The following is a 21,832-nucleotide window of genomic DNA, read 5'->3' as shown; positions in this document are numbered from 1 at the left end:
TTACAGGTTGACGGCCGCGATTTCTGTAGCGTGAGGGTTTACAGGGCTACTATAGTCGGCAACAGCATAAGTGTTTACGGCGGCGCCCTGGATATCGAGAAAACGAAGCATGGACCTGAGATTCTGGAGCTCATCGCACCCATTAGATTGCGGGATGAGCTGAGGCTCCGCGACGGCGATGCGGTCGAAGTAGAGATAATGGTCTAGCTAAGCTTTCACCGGCTTTAGTCTGAACACGCAGAGGTTATTTTCCTCGTGCACAACCTGCCCATTCTCCCACACAGGGTAGACCTTCGCTCCTGAAAGGATACGCGTGCCTGACGCAACGTAGAAAGGCAAGGGGCACAGCTTTTTTAGGGGACAGCTCTTCTCTCCCAGCACTTTCACATCGTAGACTTCATCTCTCACCTCAACTTCTCCCTGGAGGCCAATGCTCGCTAAAACAGCGTTTATCGACTCGGTTACTGAGGCGGATTTTTTGCCTTGGAATTTCTCTCGTGCTAACAGCTCTGCGGCAACCGCCACCTGTCCGCTCGTCAAGCTGAGCTTCTCACTGAGCTTCAGGACCACAAGGGCTAAGAGGCCCGAGCAACTCTCTCTCATTACGTTGAAGGGTGATGAGCTGTGTCCTTATTAAGCATATCTCAGCCTCCTCCGATGTGTGGCAGAAGCTTAACAGTGTCGCCGGGCTTTAACCAATAGTCAGGGTTTACCGAAATGTCGTTCACTAAGATTACCAGCCTATCTAGCAGAGGTTTCACTTCATCACAAACTACGTCTCGTAGCCTCACTTTATCAGCGCTAGGAAGTTCGACCTCCTCGAACTCTTTCCCCGACAGCTCCGTCAGAAATCCAAAGTAGTAAACCTTAACCTTACCCATACCTGATCATTGAGTCAGGTCGACCCATTTCCCAAGCTTGTCTCTCACGTCGCTCAAACCCAGCCTCTCGAGCGTCGAAGCCCTTGGAATCCCACGGTGGTCCCAGCCAATGAGGTTGTAATAAGCACCAAGCATCTCATCGTACCGTTGAGCGTCGAGCCTGGCGCCCTTAAATGGTCCTTTAGTCAGGGGCCTGGTGAACCACTTGCTCGGTGGGTAGTCTAGCGCTCTACTCCACCGTTTACCCTCGGCTACGTACTCGCGCACCCAGAAGGCTCTAATAAGGTTGAGTACACGCTCGGAAACGACCATGAAATCCTCGAGCCTCCACTTAAGGCCAGTGGCGGCGTTGAACAGATTGATGTACCAGTCGAGCTCAAGCCCGACCTCAACCCACGGCAACCTGCAGGACACGAGTACCTCGAACAACCCCCCTCTAATCCTCTGAAGCTCGAAAACTCTCTCTGCCTTTGCTCGCGTATACTCGAAGCGCCCGTGAGACACTTCCCACGAGATTACCCAAGCATCCTTGTGGTGCGCGCCTATAGAGCTAACGCCGTACGATAACGCCATAGCCGGTGCTGTGTGGCAGTCGTACGCGGAAACGCTGAGCCCCTTAACGTGAACAGCCAGGTCCTCTCCTCCGATAGTGCGGGAGGCGTGCTCAACGCCCTCAGCGAGGACCTCACCAAGGCCGGGGCGCCTATACACAATGTCCTCGGAGAGGCTCACGAACCGGTCAAAGTCACCCCACTCGACGTTCTCCTTGATCAGCTTCTTCTCGCTCGCTTCGGCGGCGAAGGCAAGGACAGACCCTAGGCCGATTGTGTCGATACCCCACATATCCGCAAGCCTGTTAAGCCGTGCGACCCTCCTGAGGTCTCCCAGCCCGATGTTGGACCCGAGCATCGCCACGTTCTCGTAGTCGAGCTCCGAGACCTCACCTTTGTCGTCGTAAATGTAGTTTCCACACGTCATGTTGCAGTTAGGACAGCCCCTCTGACCAACTTTCATCCTCTCCATAGCGTTGCCGTCTATTTTCTCACTCTCATCGAAAACCCCCTCGTTGAAGTTGTATGTGGGTAAAACGCTGTTCGCCTGAGACCACTGAACAGTCATCATGGTGCCTTGCCTCATCCAAAACGAATATGCCGGTTTCTCCTTAATTTCCGCGTAAGCCCTAGCGGCCAGTCTCCTATACTTGTCCTCGTCGTAGAGCTCTGGAGCTCTTTCGCCTGTAAACACCACTGCCTTCAGGTTCTTACTCCCCATTACAGCGCCGATGCCTGGTCTGCCCCCGCTTCTTCCCTCTTGGGATATTATCGTCGCGAGTTTAACGAGGTTCTCCCCCGCAGGGCCAATAACGAGTATACCTGAGTTTCTCCCATGCCTTTTGACGAGCGAGCGCTCACTAGTGAAAGTGTCTTTCCCCCAAAGGTCGTCCGCAGCGAGGAACTCAACTTTTCCATCAGAGACATGAACGTACGTTGGCTTCTCCGCTTTCCCGGTGATCGCTACAGCGTCGTAACCAGAGTATCTCAGGTAAACGGCGGCCTTGCTACCTATGTTCCCGTCACCGTACCCGTGGGTGAGCGGGCTTTTTGCCGCCACGACAAGCTTACCCGTACTGGGACCGGGTAAGCCGGTCAACGGCCCTGTAGCTATAACAAGGATGTTGTCTGGAGAAAGGGGATCGGTTCCGGGCGCTAGGTGGTCCCAGAGTAGCCTAACAGCGAAGCCCCTTCCACCAATGTACGTCTTAGCAAAGTCTCCATCATACTCTTGGATCTTCACACTCTTTGAAGTGAGGTCAATCCACAGAATCTTACCATTCCACCCCTTCATCTTTACCTCGAAGAAATCGTTACGGTACTTAAAGTTAAAAATTACTCAGAAAAGCTTATATAGAGATAAGGCGAAGGGATAACCCCCCGGTGGTTTTTCGTGGATCTTAAAGTCGTTATCCTCCCTTACGAGAGCGCACACTACACCATTGTCCTAGACCAGTCTGTAGCAAAGAAGCTCGACTTAAGGCCTAACGACAGAGTTCGAGTTGTCTCCAGGTCGCACGAAGTGATAGCTACAGTGACGATCGCTAAGGAGTTCCCCTCAGATTCCATCGGGATATACTTGAACGTCTCCCGGATTCTTCAGGTAAACGAGGGAGAGATCGTGCAGGTTGAGCCCACGGAGCCCCCCAGGTCACTGAATGTCATTCGTAAGAAGCTTGCAAGAGGTAAGATAACTTTCGAGGAGGCCAAGCAGCTGATGCAGGACATAGTTGGCGGCGTTCTCAGTGAGGTTGAGATAGCAGCCTTGGTTACGGCGATACACTTTCAGGGCATGTCGATTGATGAGGCGTACAACCTGACTGTGGCGATGGTTGAGACGGGCCGGCGCCTCTCGCTCAACAGGCCCACGATCCTCGACAAGCACAGCCTAGGCGGAGTTCCAGGTGACAAGACAAGCCTCCTAGTGGTGCCCATAATAGCCTCCCTGGGCTTCACCATCCCGAAAACCTCTTCAAGAGCGATAACCTCGCCTGCTGGAACCGCAGACCGGATGGAGGCTATAGCCCCTGTAAACCTTTCAATAGAGGAGATGACCCGGGTGATAGAGAAGACTAACGGGTGCATTGTTTGGGGCGGAGCCCTCAACCTCGCTCCCGCCGACGACATCATAATCAGAGTGGAGTACCCTCTAGGAATCGACCCGTTCTTCGTACCCTCGATACTGGCGAAAAAGCTGGCTGTAGGGTCGACGCACGTTGTTCTTGATGTCCCAACGGGTAGGGGCACGAAGGCACGGACGCTAGAAGAAGCGCGCAGGATATCCTACGACTTCATCGAGCTCGGCTCCATGCTGGGCATAAAGATTCAGGCTGTTTCAACGTACGCTGAGGAGCCCGTGGGCTACGCTGTGGGGCCTGCTCTGGAGGCCAGAGAAGCGCTACAGGCTTTAAGCTCACTCAAGCCCTTAGACCTTGTGGATAAAGCTGTCAGTCTGGCTGGAACCCTCCTTGAAATGGTTGGAATACAGAACGGCTACGAAATAGCTTTCGAGGCACTTAGGACTGGAAAAGCCGAGAAGAAGTTCAGGCAAATTATAGAGGCGCAGGGAGGGAACCCCGAGGTGAAGCCTGAGGATATACCGCTCGGAGACAAAACTCTTACAATCTACTCGGAGGAGGATGGCTTCGTCTACTTCATTGACAACCCCACTATAGCCCTGGTGGGCAAGATGGCCGGCGCACCGATAGACAAGGGAGCAGGCGTCTTGCTTCACGTGAAAATAGGGGATAGAGTCAAGCCTGGGGATCCTCTGTTCACAGTTTACTCGTACAGCTCTGCGAAGCTCCAAGCCGTTGAAAGACTCCTTGAGACCTCAAAGGCTGTAGGCATAGGTAAGATAGCGGGCAGGAAGATGCTGCTCGAGAAAGTGAGCTTTACACCATCGAGGCCCCTGCTGGAGCGGTGACCTAAGGCACAGCAAGTTTTTATGCCTCAAACCCACCTTAAACGCTAGAGTGGTAAACGTGAGTGACTTCATAAAGCTGTTCGCCAACAATCTCACAAGCTGGGTTGAGGCTCAGAAAACGTTCCTAGATTCAGCGAAGTCGATCGAGCGGGAGCTTGAAAACGCTGACAGACTGGAGCTGATACTTGCAACCCGCGCCGCGTTCGCCCACATGATTAAAACCATAGAAGCTTTTGACAAATGGCTTCAGGATCCATTCATAATTGGACACATGCCGAGGGAGATGCTTCTAGATATCCAGAGGAAAACTTGGGAGATCCTTAAAAGCCTGCTGGAACTCGACATTAAGCACACCTCCGAGTTTCGTGACATGCTTCTCAGTCTGGCCGAGAGTGGCAAGCTGAACCCAATACTCTATGCTCCTAGAGAGGAGTCGAGACGCGAAGACAGGTTCCACATAAGCTACTAGCTAAGCTACTCACGGGTGCAGCTCTTGAGCTTTCCGGATACCGTCAAAGCTCTTAAGGCAGAAGGGTTGCTGGCTGAGGTAGACGCGCCTCTTTCGCCAGACTACGAGATACCGTGGCTTGCCTCAAGGTTGGCAGAGAGTACCGTTAAAGCACTGCTCTTCAGCAATGTACAGGAGAAAAGCTTCCACCTTATAACCAACGTTTACTACGGTAAGGCACAACTAGTGTTTAAAGAGGACGTCGACGGCCTTCGCGAAAGGTTTAGGCGTTGGCTGACCCTATTCGCTCAATTCCCGGCGGACCATGCTTCGAAACTTAGCAAGCTGGCTTCACTGGCGTGGCTAGCAGATGTCCTACCTAGGATACGGGACTCAGCTAAAGGCTTCCTGCAGTCAACCTCCTTTGACCTGGATCTAACAGAGCTCCCTGCGTTGCGGCATCACGTGGGTGAGGAGTTCCCGGTTATAAAGAACCCTGTGGTCGTTTTTCAAGATAGGGAAGCGGGAACCCTAGAGGTGTTCTCGCAGCCAGTCCAGGTTGTGGATGAAAAAACTCTGCTCATTCATATCCCTCACCGTACTAGGGCTTATAGGCTAATCGAGGATGTAGCACGACGTGGGGGCACGCTAAACGTATCGGTGGTTGTAGGTGCACCACCATACCTGCAGCTCGCCGCTGGGATCAACTGGATTCCATGGGTAGACAAGTACATGCTCGCAGGTGAGCTTTCGGGATTACCGCTAGAGCTGATGAGGCTGGACAACGGCATGTACGTGCCCGCTGAGGCGGAAATGATAATCACCGGTGAGCTCGTCCCAGGGGACGTTAGACCGGAGGGGAAAATGCTCTACGAGGATCTGCGACTGTATGGGGGCTCTCCCATGCCCGTCGTGCGCGCTAAGACGTTGCTGTACAAGCCCTCTGCACTTTTCTACACTTCAATAACAAACCCCCTGCTAAGCGATGTGGCGTCGCTCAAGGAAATCGAGGAGAAGCTTCTCCTAGAGTTCATCCAGCAGCACATCCCGAGCGTTATCGGGGTGAAGTATATCGCAAGCGATGCGTACAGGACAATGATCGTCGCCCTGGATGGATCACAGTCAGTTTCCGCGCTCGAGGTTGGCGGCCTTCTCTTCTCAATCAACGTGAACCCCTACCTCGACACAGTCGTGGTTTTGAAGTGCGGAACACGATGCTTAGAAAGCATGAAGGATGACAGCAGAGTGCTAACCTACCTGATCTCGAGTTTACAACACGGAAGCATCCTAGCCGCAAGCGCCACGCCTCTAGATGATGTTCTAAGAAGTGAGAGAAAAACTAGGATCATAGTAGATGCTACGAGCGCAACACTCGAGAACAGCATTAACGACTACATCGAGGGGGTTAAAGATGTTGCTAAGCTCACCGAGTTATACGCGAGACTTTCTCAAGAACTTCGGGATGCGCAGTCCTGATATATTTGCAAATTTCGCACAGAACATCTTCTTTCTTTACCTTACTCTCTAGCAGTAGTTGGGCTATCTCCCTAACCTTGTCTTCGAGCTCTGGGATGCTCGCCGTGGACCAAGCCCCGCGTTGCCGGTTAATGTACCGGCTAATGCTCGATTGGCTAACTCCCAAAGCGCGGGCTATTTGAAGCTGAGTCAAGCCGACCTCCTCATACATGTACTTGACTATCATCCCTCTTACGCTGGGAAGCAGCTTCCTGCTTATGCTTTCACAGGGGGCTTGCACGCCTAACACCTATGTACTGATTGTATGACACCGGCAATAAAAGGATTGTTACAGGGAAAAGGCTTTTGCCACAATAAATTCTCTGTTCAAAATAAGCTACCGACATCTATTGGATAAAGAAATCTCTTTTTACAAATAACGCTGCATTCTGAACCATAAAATAAAATAAGAGATTTTGACCGCGTAAAGAATATATACCTCCCTTTAGACACTACACATGGTGAAAAACCAATGTCACACCAGAAAATAATGGCCTACTGCGTTAAGTGCCGCAAGCAGGTTGAAATGAAGAACCCTCAGCAGGTCACGCTTAAGAACGGCAGGCTTGCCTACAAGGGCACCTGCCCCTACTGCGGCACCACTGTCTACAGGTTTGTAGGCAGAGTTAAGCAGTAAGGAGACGTAGGGATACCATCAAAAATATAACGTAATTTTTTCTCATCTACCCCGTGATGGTTTAGATGAGCAAGGACTTGGCACTCCTCGAGAAGCTTGAGATGCTGATCCCGGGCTTCCGCGGTTACAAGCAGAAAGAGCTTCTTCGAGAGGATGATGCTCTCGTTCGGAGAAAGGTCGCCTCCATCTTGGATGATGCGCGCGTAAAGGTAGAGAGGTTAATTACCGTTATGAGGAAGAAGAACATATCGATAGCTCTGAGGCTCGACGATTTAAGGCTCGAGCTGATGAAAGCCTCTCAGATGGTGAAGCACGCAACGTACGGTTACTCAGGCCTATTTGATCGAGTGAAGATAGGTGAGACGGAGCTTCAGCGCTTACTAGAGTACGACTACAAGCTCGTGTCAGGGGCTTCGAGGATAATGGAGCGCATCCTCGAACTGTCAACGTTGACCGACCCGCAGGAATTCATGGAGAAGCTTAACTCGACAATAGACTTGGTCAGGCAACTGGAAGACGACATCAAAGCACGGGAGGACGTACTCAGGGGTGGGGTGGCTTAGCGGTGTCGAAGGGCTCTCTGCAGGTAATCAGGTGGGTTAACCCTTCTCCAGACGACATAGTATGGAGGTACCCGAACGACGACATCCAGCTAGGGTCAGTAGTCATAGTTGAAGAGCACCAGGTTGCTGTGTTCTTCAGGGATGGGAAAGCCTACGATGTTCTCGGACCCGGGAGGCACGTTCTCTCCACACTTAACATACCGCTACTCTCGAAGGCTTACAACATCATATACCCTGAGACACCCTTCAAGGCGACAGTCATCTTCATCAGCATGAAGCAGTTTCAGGGGAAGTTCGGCGGGCAAACGCAAACTCAAGATCTCGCCCCCCTCAAGTTTTACGGTAGTTTTTGGTTCAGAGTTTCAGACCCGCAACTCTTTGTCGTCGAAGTTGTCGGAGGCCAGAGAGCGTTCGACACGGAGTCCGTCAATAAGTTCCTGAGAGGGTACTTCCTAGAGAACGCTATGGCGTCGCTCAGTAAGTACAAGCTAGCTGAAGTGTTCTCAAATGTGGACAAAGTTACAGCCGAGCTGAAGCTCGACCTCCTCGAGCCTTTCAGGCGCATAGGGCTTGAGCTGATAGACGTGAAAATGGAGGGTTTAGACACCACGCCCGAGTACCGTGACAGGATCTTCTGGATTACACAAACCGGCACTCCAGCGGAGGTTCTGAGGATGGATACTGTAAAAAGTGTTGCGCAGGAGCTTGGGAAATCACCAGGAGCCTCAATTGGGACAGGGATGGTGATAATACCCCCGCTTCTATCCACGCCTACGCCAGCACAAGCTCCAGCAGCTCCAGCTGCACAGGCTCAACCACCCAGCTTTCAAGGCATGCAGTGCCCTAAGTGCGGAACCCTGAACCCGCCGGGAGCGAGGTTCTGCTACAACTGTGGCACTCCACTAACTAAAAAGTGCCCGAAGTGCGGCAACGACGTCCCGCTCAACGCCAGGTTCTGCCCATACTGCGGATACCAGTTCACCTAGGTGTAGCGCGTGCGCCTTCCGCTCCTACTCTCTATAATTCTCTGGGGAGCACTCTTAATAGCGGTGGGGATAGGTGCGATCAGCGGCTACAGCATTTTCTCGTGCATCCTCATAGTGCTAGGGCTATCGATAGCACTCAACGCGTTCACCGCATGGTGCCCCCATTCCAAGTGCCCCAGGAGAGGGTTCCTGCTTCTCTGGGGATTATTTTTCTCCGAGTTAGGTTTAATCTCTGAGGCGTCGAGGCACTACAGCTCCCTGCCTTTCTGGGCAGGCATCTTTATAATTACTCTCGCACTATCAGCGTACGCTATAGACAAAAAGTACTCAATCTTCTAGGCTGTCCACGCCTAGCACACCCATTCCATCACCGCATCCACTGAGGCCTTTTTCACAAGCTCCTACAGCGTGCCGTGTTTGCTACCTCGGCACCTCACCACCTCTTCACGCTGTGCAAAGGGCTCAGCACGCTGCTCTATCCGCGCCAGGAGCTCCGCTATTGTTTGTTAGCTAGATTTTTTCTCCTACTTGCTGAGGAAAAGCGAAAAACGTTGAGGATGCAGGAGTCGGCTTCAGGAGATAAAAGCCTTCTAGGCTGGAGGTGCGATATTTACCTTCACACTACCTCCGAGCCTTTTAGCTTCGGAAACTAGAAAGTTGAAGCACTCTGCTAAATCCCGCTTAGAGGATGCCCCAAACGACGTGAGGTGTATTTCCAAGATAGGCGCGCCTAGCTCCACTCCCTTAGGATGGCTTTTAACGTAAACCCTAGGGTAGCTCCTTACAGCTCTTTTAACAACGGGGGCGAACTCCGACTCGGGTATTCCTTGAACCGTGAACAATGCCTCGAGAAACTCTTCGGCCTTGAATATTCGTTGCAAGATCGGTTTAACGCCGCTCTCAAAGACAGCCTCAACCTCTTTAGGAGGACCCGGTAAGACAAAGATGTGCGTTCCACGAACTCTAACATACACACCTGGAGCCGTCCCCGCAGGGTTTGCGAGAGGGAGAGCCCCAAGTGGTAGGTAAGCCATCTTAACTCTTTCAGGCGTTAGCGGCATCCCCTTCGCCGCGTACTTCTCCTTGATCATCTTCAAGGCTTGCTCGTTGAGGACCAAAGGCCGGTTTAGCGCCCTGGCAAGCCCCTCTACGGTCATGTCGTCGAAGGTGGGTCCCAAGCCACCCGTGGATATAGCCACATGAACCGGCTTGAAGAGGGCGTAACGAAATGCCTCCGCGATGCTCAAAACGTTGTCTCTCACGGTAAGTGCTGTATCGACAACAAAACCCAGCTTTGTCAGTTCCTCAGAAATCCTCTGGGCATTAGTGTTCAGAACTTTTCCGATGAGCAGCTCGTTGCCGATGCTGATGATCAGCGCTCTGTTCTGCTTGTCCAGGGGCTCAGCCTCTAGTCTATTCGTCATCAAGTCAGCCGTCTCCTCCGTCATCACGCTCGTGAAACAAGAGAGAAAGCACCTCATTAAATTTTCCAGCCCTTAACGTCACCTCGCCTTAAGACAAACACTCTTATAAATGCAGCAATCATCATGGACAGCCACAAGGGAGAGTAGAGGAAGAAGTAGAGGGTAAGCCAGCGCAGCTTAACTTCATAGCCTATTTTCCTAGAAAGCGACCACACCGCTAAGCTGTAGACGAGAAAGTACGGTAGCGTGAAAAACACCTGAGGGGGTAGAAAAGCCGCTAAAGTTTCAACAATGTAAACGAATGGGAGCAGAGAAGCAAGCAGGCTGAAAGCAAAATGCCATAGTGTGAGAGATAAAGCGAGGATCCACGGAACATGTGAAAGCAAAATGGCTGGGAGGATCAAAACCCAGGGAAACATGACGAGAACCGCCGCAGCGGACTCAAGAGAGTACTTGGTGCTAGCTTTGGGTAGCACGTGCAAGTATTCTTTAACCCACAGCCAGGCCCCCACAGACCACCTAAGCCTCTGATTAACCCAATCGCGAACGCCAGTGGGAGTTTCCACCATTACAGCTGACTGGTGAAAGTACCTGTAACGCAGACCTAAGAAAAAGCTCCTGAAGCCAATGTCCATGTCCTCTAGAACGGTGTTCTTGAAGCCTCCCAGCTCCTTCAGTGCTGCGCGCCGGAAGGCGAATGCGGCTCCATTCAGCCCGGCGCAGAGCCCCACTCGCCGGTCGAAAATATAGCTGGCCACCCCGAAGGCCAGGTAATCGTAGTACGTTAGTTTCCCTATAAGAGAGTTCCCCCATGCGACCTTCTTAATCTCAACTACGTCGACATTATCCATGAATGATACTAGCTTCTCGAGAAAAAGGGGGTCGTTAATCCGCGTGTCACTGTCCAGAAACAGGACGATCTCCCCCGTTGAAATAGATAGGGCTTCGTTTAGAGCCCTCACCTTTCCTCTTCTAGCCTCGCTCACCAAAAACACGACTCGATCACGGTAAACATCGATGAGCCCGCGTAGATCTTCACCTGGTTCATCGATGCTGACGATGACCTCTTTTAGCAGGTGGTCCCTGTGTTTAGTGAAAAAGTCCAGAATCTCAGACAGGTTTTCTGGGTCCCGGTAAGCTGTGACTATGACGGCCACATCTCGCATCGCTAAATGCCCTCAATCTTGCCCTCCCTGTAGATCTTCACAGCGGGACCCACTACCGATCCAGCCTTGATACGTGCATGAGGGGCTACGAAGACACCTAGCTTCTTCTTTTTACCTATCAGCCCCTGGAGGGGTAGCTCCCGGCTCAGAGTGTAATCGTCGGGGAGCACGCTAAGGACCGTTGTCCGTGGCTCTGCAACGCTCCTGTACCCCATGACGCTGTCTGTGATCAGTGAAAAGCTCCCAACAGTCGCTTGCGGTTGAATGACACTGCGCTTGACCTCGGTGTGAGCGCCTACCACGGCGCGCTCCTCTATAGAGGTGTACTCGCGCACGAACGCCCCTTTTCCGACAAACGCCCCTCTACCCACGTACACGGGTCCTTTAAGAACCGCGTAATGGTCTATCGTGGCTCCCGCATCGACGATGACGCAGCCCTCTAGGATAGCTGTGTGGGATACCCTAGCCGTAGCCGCAATGGACAGGCCGCACTTCCTTTTCGTTAGGCTGTAGAACGCGTTTATGAGGTCCCACGGGTAGTCTACTGCAACCCACTCACCGGTCCAGTAAGCTGCGTAGACTCCGATCTTCTCAATCAGGTAGTTAAGAGCCTCAAAAAACTTTAAACCCCTCTCCAGGAGCGCGAAAAACTCCGATGGAAGAATGAACGCACCGCCAACGACGTAGCTCGTCTCCTTGCCTGACACGCTTTCAACGACCCTCGTGACGAGATTTTCCCTTACGAAAGCCGCTCCGAAAGCTTGAACATCAGGTCTCGGGACAAGAAGAACGCTCGGCCTCTCCTCGCCTCTATGGACCTCGAGGATTCTTCTAAATGCATCCTCCTCAACTATTACGTCACCGTACACCAGCATGAACCATTCATCCCCCTCCAAAGCCTCGGCGGCCGCCAAAAGCGCCCCCTCAATTCCGGGTAATTGCTGAACTCTAACCGAGACGCTGGCGGCGTAGCCGCTCTCATTAACGCTTCTGACTATTTCGCCCATCGGGACATCCTCCGAAGTCACAACAATAGCCTTGTCGCCTGTTGCCCGTAGCGCGCTGGTCAAGGGATACATGAAGAGGGGCTTGCCCATGATGCTCAGAAGCGCCCTTGGATAACCGTCGGTCAGAGGAAGCATGCGGTTAGTCCTTCCACCGGTTAAAACAACCGTCTTCATACCCTACTCCACCGTCACGGTCTTAGCGAGGTTCCGTGGCTTGTCTGGATCAGCCCCCCTCTCGACAGCCGTGTAGTACGCTAGGAGCTGAAGCGGAATAACCGATAAAACAGGCAGGAGGAGCTCATCCCGCGATGGAATAATAACTCTGTCCTCTACTCTCTCAGCGAGCTCGGAGCCTTCCGGCAGAATTCCCACAGTGAAAGCCCCCCTGGCCTTCATTTCCTCCACGTTACCGAGAAGCTTCTTCTCGAGATAACTCTCGATCGACACAAATATCACCGGAAACCCCGGCTCGACTAAAGCTATTGGGCCGTGCTTGCTTTCACCAGCAGGGTATCCCTCGGCGTGCACATAAGCCACCTCTTTCAACTTCAGCGCCCCCTCTAGGGCTATCGGGAGCCCCAGACCCCTGCTCAAATAATATGCGCTACTCTTGACCGACATAAACCTGCCCATCTGCTTAGCCCAACCCTCGTTCTTCATAATCACCTCTGAGGCCAGATCTGGGAGCGCCCTTAAACGCTCGCGAATGCTCCTAATGTCTCCCTCATCGAGCCTACCGCTCCTGCGTGCTACTAGCGATGCCAGCCAAGTGAGGGCTGTAAGCTGCGTAGTGAAGGTTTTTGTGGCTGCAACACCAATTTCCGGTCCAGCCTTCATGTAGACCGCTTGGTCACTTTCTCGTGAAATAACACTCCCGACCACGTTCGTCAGGGAAACAACCCGGCAGCCCCGGGCCTTAAAGGCCCTGAGAGCCATCAGCGTGTCTATAGTCTCCCCGCTTTGAGAAACCGCTAGAAGGACATCTCCTCTGCCGGCTATGTGCGCGTAGGATTCGTACTCGCTGGATATAAAGGGAATTACCCTTCTCCCAGCTAGTTTGGCCGTGAGAAGAGAGAAGAACAAGGAGGCGTGGTAGCTTGTTCCGGCTGCTGTGATGAAGATCGTGTCGCTCCCGTGAAGCAGATCGGCCCCCTTCTCGTAGTCCTCTCCGAACCCAGTCACCGTGTCGTTGATTACGCGTGGTTGCTCGTGGATCTCCTTAAGCATGAAGTGGGGGTAGCCCTCCCGGCGAGCAGACTCAGGGGTCCAGTCGACGGTGAAGACTCTACTGCTAGGGTCCACAACCTCCCCGTTAAGCCGCTCGATGTATACGGTATCCCTTGATATGTAGCCGAGCTCACCGTCAAGAAGTGTGATTACTCTCCTGGTGTACTCTAGGAATGCCGGTATGTCCGAAGCCAGGAAGACTCTCCCGTCACCGATCCCAATCACCAGGGGTGAGTGCTTCCGAGCAAAGTATATCCGGTCGGGTGTGTCTTGGATTAAGACCGCCAGAGCGTAACTGCCCTTGAGCCTCGAGACCGACCTCTTGAAAGCCGAGAAAGGCTCGTAGCCTTGTGAAACGTTTTCCTCTATCAAGTGGGCTACTACCTCGGTGTCCGTCTGGCTCCGGAATACGTGGCCTTTCCTTTCCAGTTCGCTCTTCAGCTCCACGTAGTTCTCGATGATGCCGTTGTGGACCACAGCAATACGACCCTTGCAGTCGACGTGGGGGTGCGCGTTTTCGTCGGTCGGGGGTCCGTGCGTGGCCCACCTCGTGTGGCCTATACCCACACCCCCTTCAAGACACGAGAAGCAGAGCCTAGCGTCAACCTCGTCGATTTTCCCAGCGCCTTTAACCACCCTTATTTTCCCCTCGGATATTGTGGCTACCCCTACGCTGTCGTAACCCCTGTACTCAAGCCTCCGCAGACACTCGCCTAGGACCCGTCCGGCCCTAATCCCGTCGCCGACGATCCCGACGATCCCGCACACAGGTCTCTTCCTAGAAGCGGGTTAATAAGCTGTACGTATAGCAATCTGCATACGGTTGAAGCCCAGCTTATTTTACGGCAAAACATATTGAAGCTCCCTGGATAAGAGTACAAGTGGTGGGTTGGGTCACATGGAGGAAATAACGATGGAGGAGTTCCTGAGCAGGGTTGCAGGGAAGAGGATCCGCGTGAGGCGCGTTGTTGCACCCCCTCCCGGGATTGTGATTGAATCTATGGGAAGCGTTTACCTAGTAAAGGTAAAATAGTCTTTTTTCTGACTTTTTCAATGTTAGTGATGTTTGGTAGAGATGTTAAGGCTCTTGCTAGGAAGCTAATCGTCCACAGGTACGATTACTTCTCCGGGGACAGGCTCAACAGTGAAGGTAGGAAGGTTTTCGAGGAAATGGCGAGAATGCTCGTCTTCGAGCACCCTTACTACAAGAAGCGAGTTAAGGAAGTTAGACGCAGAGGAGACTTTGAGTCCTTCATTAAGCTGGCTGAGCTGATTCTCGGGGAAGCAGAAACGAAGAGCCTGGTCTCAACTACTCTGAACTCTCCGTACGAAGAGCGAGGAGCTTCTGGTGCTTAGCTTGTCATCAAGTCTACTTTGATGATACCTTCGAGGTCGAAGTAGAGGATCCTCGCATCCTTAAAGGAGATGTACTTCGACTGGCCGTCGCTTGCAACCTCGTATGTCAAGAGGATCTTGCACGGGGCCTCAGTGATGCCTCTTCTCTCGATCTCTTCTATGAGCTTTCTAGCTACTCTCCGCCACTCCTCAAGGCTCTTACTGCGGTCAACTCCTTGCTCCTTTACCAGCCTGGACAGCGTCGCGTAGAAGGCTTTCCTGAGGTTGAACATAGCTCCCCTTGAACTGGGGCTAATAGGGGACTGGATCGTGTTTGCAAGCGCACTAACCTCCACCACGTCTAGAAACTGCCTCAGGTTCCGGCCAAGCTGCTCTATATAGGTTCGCATGGCCTCGGGGAATTTTCTCTCCTTAATACCGTCTTCTATGAGCTTAAGCACTAGGTTAACATTACTTACAAGGTCCTCCATGTCAACATCCAATTTAAATCATCACTGCAAAGTTTTTAAACTTTTACTTATTAAATCAGCCCAAAAACGTATGCTTTGTTACGTGGCTAGCGTAAAAGGGCTAAAAAGTGAGACATACAAGAAATAAATTGTAGAAAGCTCAGTCTGTAAATGTGTCGAGCCCAATCCTGCGAGTAAGCTCTTCTGCCAGCCGACTAGGCGCCGAGGAAGCTTTCGTTTACCTGGCGCGTAGTATGGAGCTAAGGCGCAAAGGCGTAGATGTAGTGTCCTTCGGAATCGGGCAGCCAGATTTCCAACCCCCGCCGAACGTTATAGCGTATGCCAAGGAGGCCATGGACGCCGGGTACAACGGCTACGGTCCGAGTCTCGGTATGCCTGAGCTCAGGGAATGTATTGCGGATTTCCTGAACGAGAAGTACGGGTTGGACGTTAAGCCAGACGAGGTTGCAGTTACGGCCGGGGCGAAAGCGGCTGTCTTCATCGGCATGCTGGCCCTTTTGGAGCCGGGCGACGAAGTAATTCTCCCCGATCCCTCGTACCCGCTGTACGAGTCGGTAGCTAACTTTGTTGGCGCAAAAACCAGGTTCGTGAGACTGCACAGCGGGAACAACTACAAAATCCGTTTCGAGGACGTGGAAAAACTGGTATCAAGTAAGACTAGGATGATAGTCATAAACTACCCTGAAAACCCCGTGGGCTCCACGATGGACAGGAAGGATGTCGAGGCGCTGGTGGAGCTTGCCTATGAGAAGAGGTTCGTCGTACTATCGGATGAAATATACGACCACTTTGTCTACGAGGGCTCTCACTACTCGACACTGCAGACCGACCACTGGCGGGAAGTCGTCTACTACGTCAACGGCTTCTCGAAGACTTTCGGGATGACGGGCTGGAGGCTCGGGTACGTCGTTTCAAACAGGGAGCTCATATCTAAGCTCTCCGTTATCGCCAACAACATGTACTCTTGCCCTGTAACCTTCGCCCAGATAGCCGCGGCAAAGGCTCTAAGGGACGGCCTCGAGTGGTTCAAGCCCATACTGGATCAGTACAGGCGTAGGCGCGACCTTATATACAGCAGGCTCCTCTCGATAAGAGGTGTGAAGGTCATAAAACCCGAAGGAGCATTCTACATCTTCCCAGATTTCTCAGAAGTTATACGAGCGAAAGGCGTCAAGAATGAGAGGGAGCTTGCAGACAGGCTGTTAGAGGAAAAGGGAGTCGTAGTACTGCCGGGAACAGCTTTCCCCAAGGAGGCGGGTGTTAACCATCTGAGGTTCTCCTTCGCGGTTAGAGAGGAGGATATAGAGAAGGGCATTGAGAGGATAAAAGCCTGGGTTGCAGAGTGAGCGAAACTTTTCCGAATAACTCGAGAACGAATTTTTATTTTGGTAGCGAAACTTTTCCAAATAATCCAAGAATAAATTTTTATCCCTGGTATTGATTGTTTTCGCAGATGGGGTTTGAACGCCGTGATTAAGATCTCGCTCTGTGGCCCTGGTGGCGTCGGCAAGACAAGCTTGGCTAGGGTCTTCACCGGCAACCCGTTTAACGCGAGCGAGAGGATAACCGTAGGTATACAGCACTTCTTTAGAAAGCTGAGCTTCGACAGCATCGGTGAGGTAAGCGTAGCGATCTGGGATCTTGGGGGAGAGCACCGCTTCCGCTTCCTCGCCCCCGCTTTCCTGAGGGGTGCCAGGGGCGTGGTTTACGTCTACGATATAACTCGGGAGGAGACATTCGCGGAAATAGAAAACTGGCGCAAGATAGCCGAGCAGGTGCTGGGCCCCGTTCCCGCAGTGTTAGTCGGCAACAAGAAGGATCTGGAGGAGTACAGGATAGTTCCGAGGGAATTGGCTGAAGACTACGCGCGAAAACACAACTTCATAGGCTACTACGAGGTATCGGCTAAGCAGCAACTGGGCGTCGAGAAACCGTTCCTAGAGCTCGTTAAGGCCGCTTTAGCAAAGAGGTGAATACATGAGCGAGGTCAGCGCTGTGAGAACAGTCAAAACAAGGTGTCCCAAGTGCGGCGAGGTCTTTCCAGTGACGCTCACCAGCGAGCTGCTCGAGGAGGCGAAGAGCAACCCTCTTGGCCTGGTCGGCGTAGCTGTACCGCACTCGGATCACGTGCTTGTGGCATACTTCGATAGCAACGGGGCTGAGAGGGGTACGAGGGTTTTCGCCGCTCTTCAAGCGCCGGAAAAGGGTCTATACGAGGTCCGCATACCTCTTAGAGACGTCAAAGGGCTACGCAACATCGCAGGCTTCGTGATAGAGTCGAGGAAGCTTAACCTCAGGCTAGTGTACTCGACGCGAAGCATCAGCACTTCCATCAAGGTCTCTGCCCCTGATACCAGCCTCGAAGTGGACTTTCAGCGGGACGTGAGCTACAGCCACGTGCGGGCTTGGCTCGAGCTCTTGGTAGATGTTCTGGAGAACTCCTACTCCACCCTACCGCTAGACTACATAAACACTCTGCGCATCTTCGACGTAATGGTGGAGGAGCAGCCCTTTACCTACGCAAAGCAAGTTTTTTGGCTTGTGGCCAACGCCTCCACGATCACAATAAAGCCTAGGTTGCCCGAGTCTCTCCTGGTGAAGAAGTACAGGCCCACAATCCTCTACGAGAAATACAACGGCAATTTCGTGTCACGCGTGATAGAATCCGGCGGGTTAAAGGTGAGCGACATCCTAGGGTCCGAGGCCCCCCAGGTGCTCTTCTCGTACGCTGAGACTGTTCTATCATTATACAGGCGGGGCGTGATCGACCTGGTGATCGAGTGATGTCTTCAGACGAAGCCGTTTACGACGCTTTAACGCTAATCCTGCCGGAGGCTATCCGCGCCCTCCAGGAAGTCAACCACCCGAAGCTCGAGACCCTTGAAGTTTTAAAGGTGGATCTCCCCTTCTTGGTGGCTACTGCGAATGAAAGGCTGAAAACCACCCCGCTAACCCTAGAGGACCAGCAGCTTCAAGAGCTCTTCAGATACACCGTTACTGCTCTAGTGAAGTCGCACAGGGACGGCGACTGGCGTCCCTACGTTTTTATGAACGAGCTATTCTACGAGGCACTTCCTGTGAAGAGAATAGTCGACTGGATACTTAACACCGCCTCTATTCCCCCCTCACCCGCTGTCGGTGAAGTCAGCAACGTAACACCTCTGGTGCTGGGGAAGACGGCTGACAGGCTTGGCGGGAAGCAGTTTCTCCTGTTAGAAAAGGCAAGTTTCGAAAACTCCCTATTTCGGGAAATAATAGACGAGTACGTCCGTCGCTACTCCATGAACCTGGATATCGTCAACCTCGAGAACGTTCAGGAGGTGAGTAAGCTTAAAGAATCCCTTGACATGCTCTTCGTAGGCCCTATAGGAGGCTGGAAGCTGGGGTGGAGGGGCATGCTGACACTAGCATCCCTTGCTCTGAAGAGGAGAGGGGTGTTCGCAGCCGTCATACCTTTGAACGCGCGCGAGGGGATGAAAACACTCCTAAGTTTGATGGACGTCCCGCCATACCCTGATGTCAAACAGCTCGTCGATGACTTGCAGAGGTGGCGGTTCGCAGGAGTCAGGCTTAGCAAGGATAAGGGTTTCGCAGGGATTGTGGCGGTAAAGAGGTAAGGTTTCATGAATATCCTTTACGTGCCCGAGCCCTTGAGGTCACCTGCCGCTCCCCTTTTCGTGTCCGATGGGGGTTCACCAGCCGTGGCTTTGCTGGACGATGAGCTAAGACCAGTAAAGTGTTACGACTCTGATGGAGCGCAGATTAGGTGCCCTGAGGGCTTCAGCCTAAAATCCGAGGAGGTCATCGTCGTGGGAGGCGCTGCTGGCGAGGTCGCGGCTTCCTACCTTAACGCCCAGTACGTCGACGAGAGAAGAGTAAAACTGAGTAAAGCATACCTTCCCGGAAGGATTAAGACTCTCATCGAAGCTGTTCGAGAAGCTGCAGCGAACTCTGACAAGGAACCGGTAATCCCCGGGTCGATACTTGCTGTCTTACCCGGAAGCTTTCTCCGCAAGCGAAGCTGGGGCGCGGCCCTCATAGCAAAAACCGAGGACTCAAAAACGAGCATAGTGGCCGAGCTTCTCTTCGATCAGAATCTGAGAGTCATAGATGAAAAATCGGTTGACCTTGAGGAGCTTGAGCGCTTCGACTACTGGTGGCAACCCCCCTGGGAGAACCTCTTCGCGCACGGGAAGAACATGCGAAGGTTACTAGAGATTCTCTCCGAGCGCCCCGTTGAGAAGATCCCTCAGCAGGTGCTCTCCGATGGGCATCACTCGCCGCAGTCCCTGATTGAGAGCCTGGCATCGTATATTTCAGGGCGCAAGCTCGAGGTCGTTGGCAGAAGGAGCTTGAAGAAAGTCGTAGTTTACATAGACGAGAGGATTGTAAAACCGTCACAGGGGTACGTGGGAGTAGTCTTGATTAAGAACTCTCAGAGGAGAGTGCACGCCAGGTGGTACTTCGATGAGAAGTTCCGTCTGACAGGCTTCGACAACGTGCCGCCTGAAGCCGTGTCCGGTATAGACGCTGAGATAGCCATCGGTAGGGTTCCTCGCGAAGTGCAGGCACGCCTGCCCGAGGCTCTAGCCGCCTTTCTCGTAAGGATTGCTCTGCTCACACCTGTGAGGATAGTCGATTACTTGGCGGTAAAGGCGCACAGGTGGTACGAGATCGCCCTACTTTGAGGCCAGCTTATATCCCCTCAGGAACTTATAGATTCGAGTGTAATCCTCCTCCCCTAACCCCCCGCTGTTAGAGGCGAGTAAAAGCGCTTGAGCCATGGCGGCTATGTGAGGTAGCGCGAACCCTTTTTCGGCTCCAGATTGAACCGCGTAGTTCATGTCTTTAGCCGCGAGGCTCATCTTAAAGCTCACGGGGTATGTCTCCGACAAGAGCCTACTCCCGTACCTTTCCACTATAGGCTTAATCCACAAGTCCCCAGCTATTTCGAAGAGCTTTTGAGGGTGAACTCTCCAAGCCTCGGCCAGAACCAGTGCCTCAGCTACCCCTATCATCGCGGAGAAATAGATGCTGTTAAGTGCGAGCTTAACAGCCGTCGCCTCCTCTACACCTCCCACATAGTGTAAACTCTTAAACAAGGCCTCCCGGTAAGCTTTAATCTCCTCAAGCTTCTCCAAATCACCCCCAGCTATGCCGACGAGCTCGCCGCGCGCCGCATCAGCAGGACCCCCCATCACGGGAATTGCAACGTAGAAAAGTCCTCTTCTCCGCGCCTCCTGGAACATTTTCCCCGAGTGCATTGGGGTAACTGTCGAGTGATTCACCACTAACGCCCCTTTAGGTGCACTGGCGAAAACCTGCTCAAGGACCGACTCGGAGGCTTCGTCATCGGATACCATTATCGCTATAATTCCGGCTTCCTCAACAGCGCCCCGTATATCCGCCGCAACCCTAACTCCGTGAGACGCGAGGGGCATTGCTTTCTCCAAGGTTCTATTCCAAGCCGTTACGCTGAACCCGCTTTCGGCGAGGCGCCTAGCCATATTGTAGCCCATCAGCCCCGTTCCGAGAAAAGCCACTTTCTGCATAGCAAAAGGAGGATTAGGAGGGTAATTATATAAGTTTCACTATAATCAAGTTAGCGAGGTGGCTTGAATGGAGCCGGTGAAAGCCCTAGAGATCATTGAGAAGAGCCTACAGGAGAAAGGCTACTCGACCAGGCGCACTGTAGAAGAAGGGGAGTACGTGCTAGAAGTATCTTCAAGCTACAGGAAAGCTAAGATACGTTTCCACCAGGAAGGGGGTAAGCTCGTAGAGCTTAGATTAAAGTACGAAGACACCCCAGGCCTCACAGTGCTAAAGTGCGAGAAGTACGAGCGCTTCGTTTCGTGCATAGAGGACCTTATCTCTAGGTTTTAGCAGGTAAGGGTTTTTAATCAAAAAATCAGGATAACTTAACTGCGATGAAGCTAAAACATATCCTCCTATCCCTCTTCTTTATACTTGTACTATATGAGGTGGTCGAGCTCTACGTAATATTCTCTGTGCAACCAGCTTACATCGAGATTTCTAGAGTTAACAAGACGGGTCCCAGTAACTACTCAATCGAAGTTACCTTATACTTCCCTAATGACTACTTCCTCCCCGTTAGGCTGGGCGGGCTCGCTTTAACAGCCCTCTGCCCTAATGGAAGCAGTTTTCGCGCAACCCTATCCAACGTGACGCTCATGCCCAGGATTGTTAATATACTACGTTTTAGGGCTCATACAGACATGCTCCCTAGCGGGGGAGGTTGCAAGGTCGTCTGTAGCTGGGCTCCGGATCCCCTCCCAGCCCATCTACTTGGAATTCACGTGCTGAACTTCACGCGGGAGGACGAGATTCAAACGGGGTTTGAGAAAATGCCCTTCGTGTGGGCAGGGTGGAGAAGTTTCGAGGTAAAGTCGGGGAACTGCACGTCCTTTGAAGTATACACTTACCCTCCATCGGCGTACGAGGCGAGAGTGGTTGCAGACTATCTCTCGATGCCAGGGACACCCGTATACTCCGTAACAGGTTTTGGCCACGGCATCCACGAGTTCTGCCCGCGAGAACCCTCATCGTTCAGGTTAAAAGGTTACTACATTCTCGTGTTATCCGAGGGAAAATCGTGGCAGCAGGCTGATAGCTACCCGCCGAGGCTCAGCGTATCCCCCTAACACTTCCCGGTTA

At 52.6% G+C, this 21,832-nt stretch carries 27 protein-coding genes; 17 read left to right on the top strand and 10 right to left on the bottom strand.

Annotation, left to right across the window (positions count from 1 at the left end; all coding sequences use genetic code 11):
• Nucleotides 1-207 (top strand): CTP-dependent riboflavin kinase (locus MOV14_RS03375; RefSeq protein WP_318537827.1); only part of this gene is annotated, 207 nt, incomplete at its 5' end.
• Here the strand turns inward: MOV14_RS03375 and MOV14_RS03370 are convergent.
• Genes MOV14_RS03370 through MOV14_RS03360 form a run of 3 tightly spaced genes read right to left on the bottom strand, consistent with a single transcriptional unit; the run spans nucleotide 208 to nucleotide 2,726 of the window.
• Complete coding sequence (locus MOV14_RS03370; RefSeq protein ID WP_318537826.1) at nucleotides 208-603, bottom strand: hypothetical protein; 396 nt, start codon at nucleotides 601-603, stop codon at nucleotides 208-210.
• A 41-nt stretch (nucleotides 604-644) separates the two neighbouring features.
• Nucleotides 645-881: a MoaD/ThiS family protein gene (locus MOV14_RS03365; RefSeq protein WP_318537825.1), complete on the bottom strand. Its 237-nt coding sequence runs from the start codon at nucleotides 879-881 to the stop codon at nucleotides 645-647.
• A 6-nt stretch (nucleotides 882-887) separates the two neighbouring features.
• Nucleotides 888-2,726 (bottom strand): aldehyde ferredoxin oxidoreductase family protein, encoded by a 1,839-nt coding sequence (locus MOV14_RS03360; protein WP_318537824.1) that lies wholly within the window; start codon nucleotides 2,724-2,726, stop codon nucleotides 888-890.
• Between the two features lie 99 nt (nucleotides 2,727-2,825).
• Here MOV14_RS03360 and MOV14_RS03355 point away from each other — a divergent pair, with 99 nt between their 5' ends.
• Genes MOV14_RS03355 through MOV14_RS03345 form a run of 3 tightly spaced genes read left to right on the top strand, consistent with a single transcriptional unit; the run spans nucleotide 2,826 to nucleotide 6,282 of the window.
• Entirely contained in the window at nucleotides 2,826-4,358 is a 1,533-nt protein-coding gene (locus MOV14_RS03355; RefSeq protein ID WP_318537823.1) for an AMP phosphorylase, read from the top strand.
• A gap of 49 nt (nucleotides 4,359-4,407) precedes the next feature.
• Nucleotides 4,408-4,827 carry a DUF2153 domain-containing protein gene (locus MOV14_RS03350; RefSeq protein ID WP_318537822.1) on the top strand — a complete coding sequence of 140 codons (420 nt, stop codon included), beginning with the start codon at nucleotides 4,408-4,410 and terminating at the stop codon, nucleotides 4,825-4,827.
• 24 nt (nucleotides 4,828-4,851) lie between these two features.
• Entirely contained in the window at nucleotides 4,852-6,282 is a 1,431-nt protein-coding gene (locus MOV14_RS03345) for a UbiD family decarboxylase (protein ID WP_318537821.1), read from the top strand.
• Here the strand turns inward: MOV14_RS03345 and MOV14_RS10010 are convergent.
• On the bottom strand, nucleotides 6,230-6,508 hold the full coding sequence (locus MOV14_RS10010; protein WP_442786692.1) for a transcriptional regulator: 279 nt from the start codon (nucleotides 6,506-6,508) through the stop codon (nucleotides 6,230-6,232). The genes MOV14_RS03345 and MOV14_RS10010 overlap by 53 nt on opposite strands.
• 285 nt (nucleotides 6,509-6,793) lie before the next feature.
• On the opposite strand from MOV14_RS10010, the gene MOV14_RS03340 reads away from it, so the two are divergent.
• The 4 genes from MOV14_RS03340 (at nucleotide 6,794) to MOV14_RS03325 (ending at nucleotide 8,846) form a co-directional block, all read left to right on the top strand.
• Complete coding sequence (locus tag MOV14_RS03340) at nucleotides 6,794-6,958, top strand: DUF5679 domain-containing protein (RefSeq protein ID WP_318537820.1); 165 nt, start codon at nucleotides 6,794-6,796, stop codon at nucleotides 6,956-6,958.
• Between the two features lie 65 nt (nucleotides 6,959-7,023).
• The gene (locus MOV14_RS03335) at nucleotides 7,024-7,521 is read left to right on the top strand and encodes a hypothetical protein (RefSeq protein ID WP_318537819.1); all 498 of its coding nucleotides are present in this window, start codon (nucleotides 7,024-7,026) and stop codon (nucleotides 7,519-7,521) included.
• Between the two features lie 2 nt (nucleotides 7,522-7,523).
• Nucleotides 7,524-8,507, top strand: a complete 984-nt coding sequence (locus tag MOV14_RS03330) for an SPFH domain-containing protein (protein WP_318537818.1) — start codon at nucleotides 7,524-7,526, stop codon at nucleotides 8,505-8,507.
• Nucleotides 8,508-8,516: 9 nt separating this feature from the next.
• On the top strand, nucleotides 8,517-8,846 hold the full coding sequence (locus MOV14_RS03325) for a hypothetical protein (RefSeq protein WP_318537817.1): 330 nt from the start codon (nucleotides 8,517-8,519) through the stop codon (nucleotides 8,844-8,846).
• Between the two features lie 251 nt (nucleotides 8,847-9,097).
• Here MOV14_RS03325 and MOV14_RS03320 read toward each other — a convergent pair whose 3' ends face one another.
• The 4 genes from MOV14_RS03320 to glmS are packed head-to-tail and all read right to left on the bottom strand — an operon-like array spanning nucleotide 9,098 to nucleotide 14,099.
• A complete protein-coding gene (locus MOV14_RS03320) occupies nucleotides 9,098-9,955 on the bottom strand; it encodes a nicotinamide mononucleotide deamidase-related protein (protein WP_318537816.1) in 858 nt (285 codons plus the stop codon).
• A gap of 32 nt (nucleotides 9,956-9,987) precedes the next feature.
• Nucleotides 9,988-11,097 carry a glycosyltransferase gene (locus MOV14_RS03315; RefSeq protein ID WP_318537815.1) on the bottom strand — a complete coding sequence of 370 codons (1,110 nt, stop codon included), beginning with the start codon at nucleotides 11,095-11,097 and terminating at the stop codon, nucleotides 9,988-9,990.
• A gap of 2 nt (nucleotides 11,098-11,099) precedes the next feature.
• The gene (locus tag MOV14_RS03310) at nucleotides 11,100-12,278 is read right to left on the bottom strand and encodes an NDP-sugar synthase (RefSeq protein ID WP_318537814.1); all 1,179 of its coding nucleotides are present in this window, start codon (nucleotides 12,276-12,278) and stop codon (nucleotides 11,100-11,102) included.
• A gap of 3 nt (nucleotides 12,279-12,281) precedes the next feature.
• Entirely contained in the window at nucleotides 12,282-14,099 is a 1,818-nt protein-coding gene (gene glmS / locus MOV14_RS03305) for a glutamine--fructose-6-phosphate transaminase (isomerizing) (protein WP_318537813.1), read from the bottom strand.
• A gap of 130 nt (nucleotides 14,100-14,229) precedes the next feature.
• On the opposite strand from glmS, the gene MOV14_RS09950 reads away from it, so the two are divergent.
• Together MOV14_RS09950 and MOV14_RS03300 are read left to right on the top strand one after the other, a co-directional pair.
• Nucleotides 14,230-14,364, top strand: a complete 135-nt coding sequence (locus MOV14_RS09950; protein ID WP_326403751.1) for a hypothetical protein — start codon at nucleotides 14,230-14,232, stop codon at nucleotides 14,362-14,364.
• 29 nt (nucleotides 14,365-14,393) lie between these two features.
• Nucleotides 14,394-14,687 (top strand): hypothetical protein, encoded by a 294-nt coding sequence (locus MOV14_RS03300; RefSeq protein ID WP_318537812.1) that lies wholly within the window; start codon nucleotides 14,394-14,396, stop codon nucleotides 14,685-14,687.
• Here the strand turns inward: MOV14_RS03300 and MOV14_RS03295 are convergent.
• Nucleotides 14,684-15,169: a hypothetical protein gene (locus MOV14_RS03295; RefSeq protein ID WP_318537811.1), complete on the bottom strand. Its 486-nt coding sequence runs from the start codon at nucleotides 15,167-15,169 to the stop codon at nucleotides 14,684-14,686. The two genes, MOV14_RS03300 and MOV14_RS03295, sit on opposite strands and share 4 nt — an antisense overlap.
• A 221-nt stretch (nucleotides 15,170-15,390) precedes the next feature.
• Between MOV14_RS03295 and MOV14_RS03290 the strand changes: the two genes are divergently transcribed.
• The 5 genes from MOV14_RS03290 to MOV14_RS03270 all read left to right on the top strand — a co-directional run bounded on the left by MOV14_RS03290 (nucleotide 15,391) and on the right by MOV14_RS03270 (nucleotide 19,845).
• Nucleotides 15,391-16,503 carry a pyridoxal phosphate-dependent aminotransferase gene (locus MOV14_RS03290; protein ID WP_318537810.1) on the top strand — a complete coding sequence of 371 codons (1,113 nt, stop codon included), beginning with the start codon at nucleotides 15,391-15,393 and terminating at the stop codon, nucleotides 16,501-16,503.
• A 123-nt stretch (nucleotides 16,504-16,626) separates the two neighbouring features.
• On the top strand, nucleotides 16,627-17,130 hold the full coding sequence (locus MOV14_RS03285; protein ID WP_318538123.1) for a Rab family GTPase: 504 nt from the start codon (nucleotides 16,627-16,629) through the stop codon (nucleotides 17,128-17,130).
• A gap of 4 nt (nucleotides 17,131-17,134) precedes the next feature.
• Nucleotides 17,135-17,941, top strand: a complete 807-nt coding sequence (locus MOV14_RS03280) for a hypothetical protein (RefSeq protein WP_318537809.1) — start codon at nucleotides 17,135-17,137, stop codon at nucleotides 17,939-17,941.
• On the top strand, nucleotides 17,941-18,774 hold the full coding sequence (locus MOV14_RS03275; RefSeq protein WP_318537808.1) for a hypothetical protein: 834 nt from the start codon (nucleotides 17,941-17,943) through the stop codon (nucleotides 18,772-18,774). The genes MOV14_RS03280 and MOV14_RS03275 overlap by 1 nt, the downstream gene beginning before the upstream one ends.
• An 84-nt stretch (nucleotides 18,775-18,858) precedes the next feature.
• A complete protein-coding gene (locus MOV14_RS03270; protein ID WP_318537807.1) occupies nucleotides 18,859-19,845 on the top strand; it encodes a hypothetical protein in 987 nt (328 codons plus the stop codon).
• Here the strand turns inward: MOV14_RS03270 and MOV14_RS03265 are convergent.
• The gene (locus MOV14_RS03265; RefSeq protein ID WP_318537806.1) at nucleotides 19,837-20,709 is read right to left on the bottom strand and encodes an NAD(P)-dependent oxidoreductase; all 873 of its coding nucleotides are present in this window, start codon (nucleotides 20,707-20,709) and stop codon (nucleotides 19,837-19,839) included. The two genes, MOV14_RS03270 and MOV14_RS03265, sit on opposite strands and share 9 nt — an antisense overlap.
• Nucleotides 20,710-20,776: 67 nt before the next feature.
• Between MOV14_RS03265 and MOV14_RS03260 the strand changes: the two genes are divergently transcribed.
• Together MOV14_RS03260 and MOV14_RS03255 are read left to right on the top strand one after the other, a co-directional pair.
• Nucleotides 20,777-21,040, top strand: a complete 264-nt coding sequence (locus MOV14_RS03260) for a hypothetical protein (protein ID WP_318537805.1) — start codon at nucleotides 20,777-20,779, stop codon at nucleotides 21,038-21,040.
• A gap of 44 nt (nucleotides 21,041-21,084) precedes the next feature.
• The gene (locus MOV14_RS03255) at nucleotides 21,085-21,819 is read left to right on the top strand and encodes a hypothetical protein (RefSeq protein WP_318537804.1); all 735 of its coding nucleotides are present in this window, start codon (nucleotides 21,085-21,087) and stop codon (nucleotides 21,817-21,819) included.
• Nucleotides 21,820-21,832: the final 13 nt, after the last annotated feature.

It is taken from the genome of Infirmifilum sp. NZ, from assembly GCF_022693705.1.
In the GTDB taxonomy this organism is placed as follows: Archaea; Thermoproteota; Thermoprotei; order Thermofilales; family Thermofilaceae; genus Thermofilum.
The sequence above is the reverse complement of the archived record's forward strand: the minus strand, read 5'-3'. Positions and strand labels throughout refer to the sequence as shown.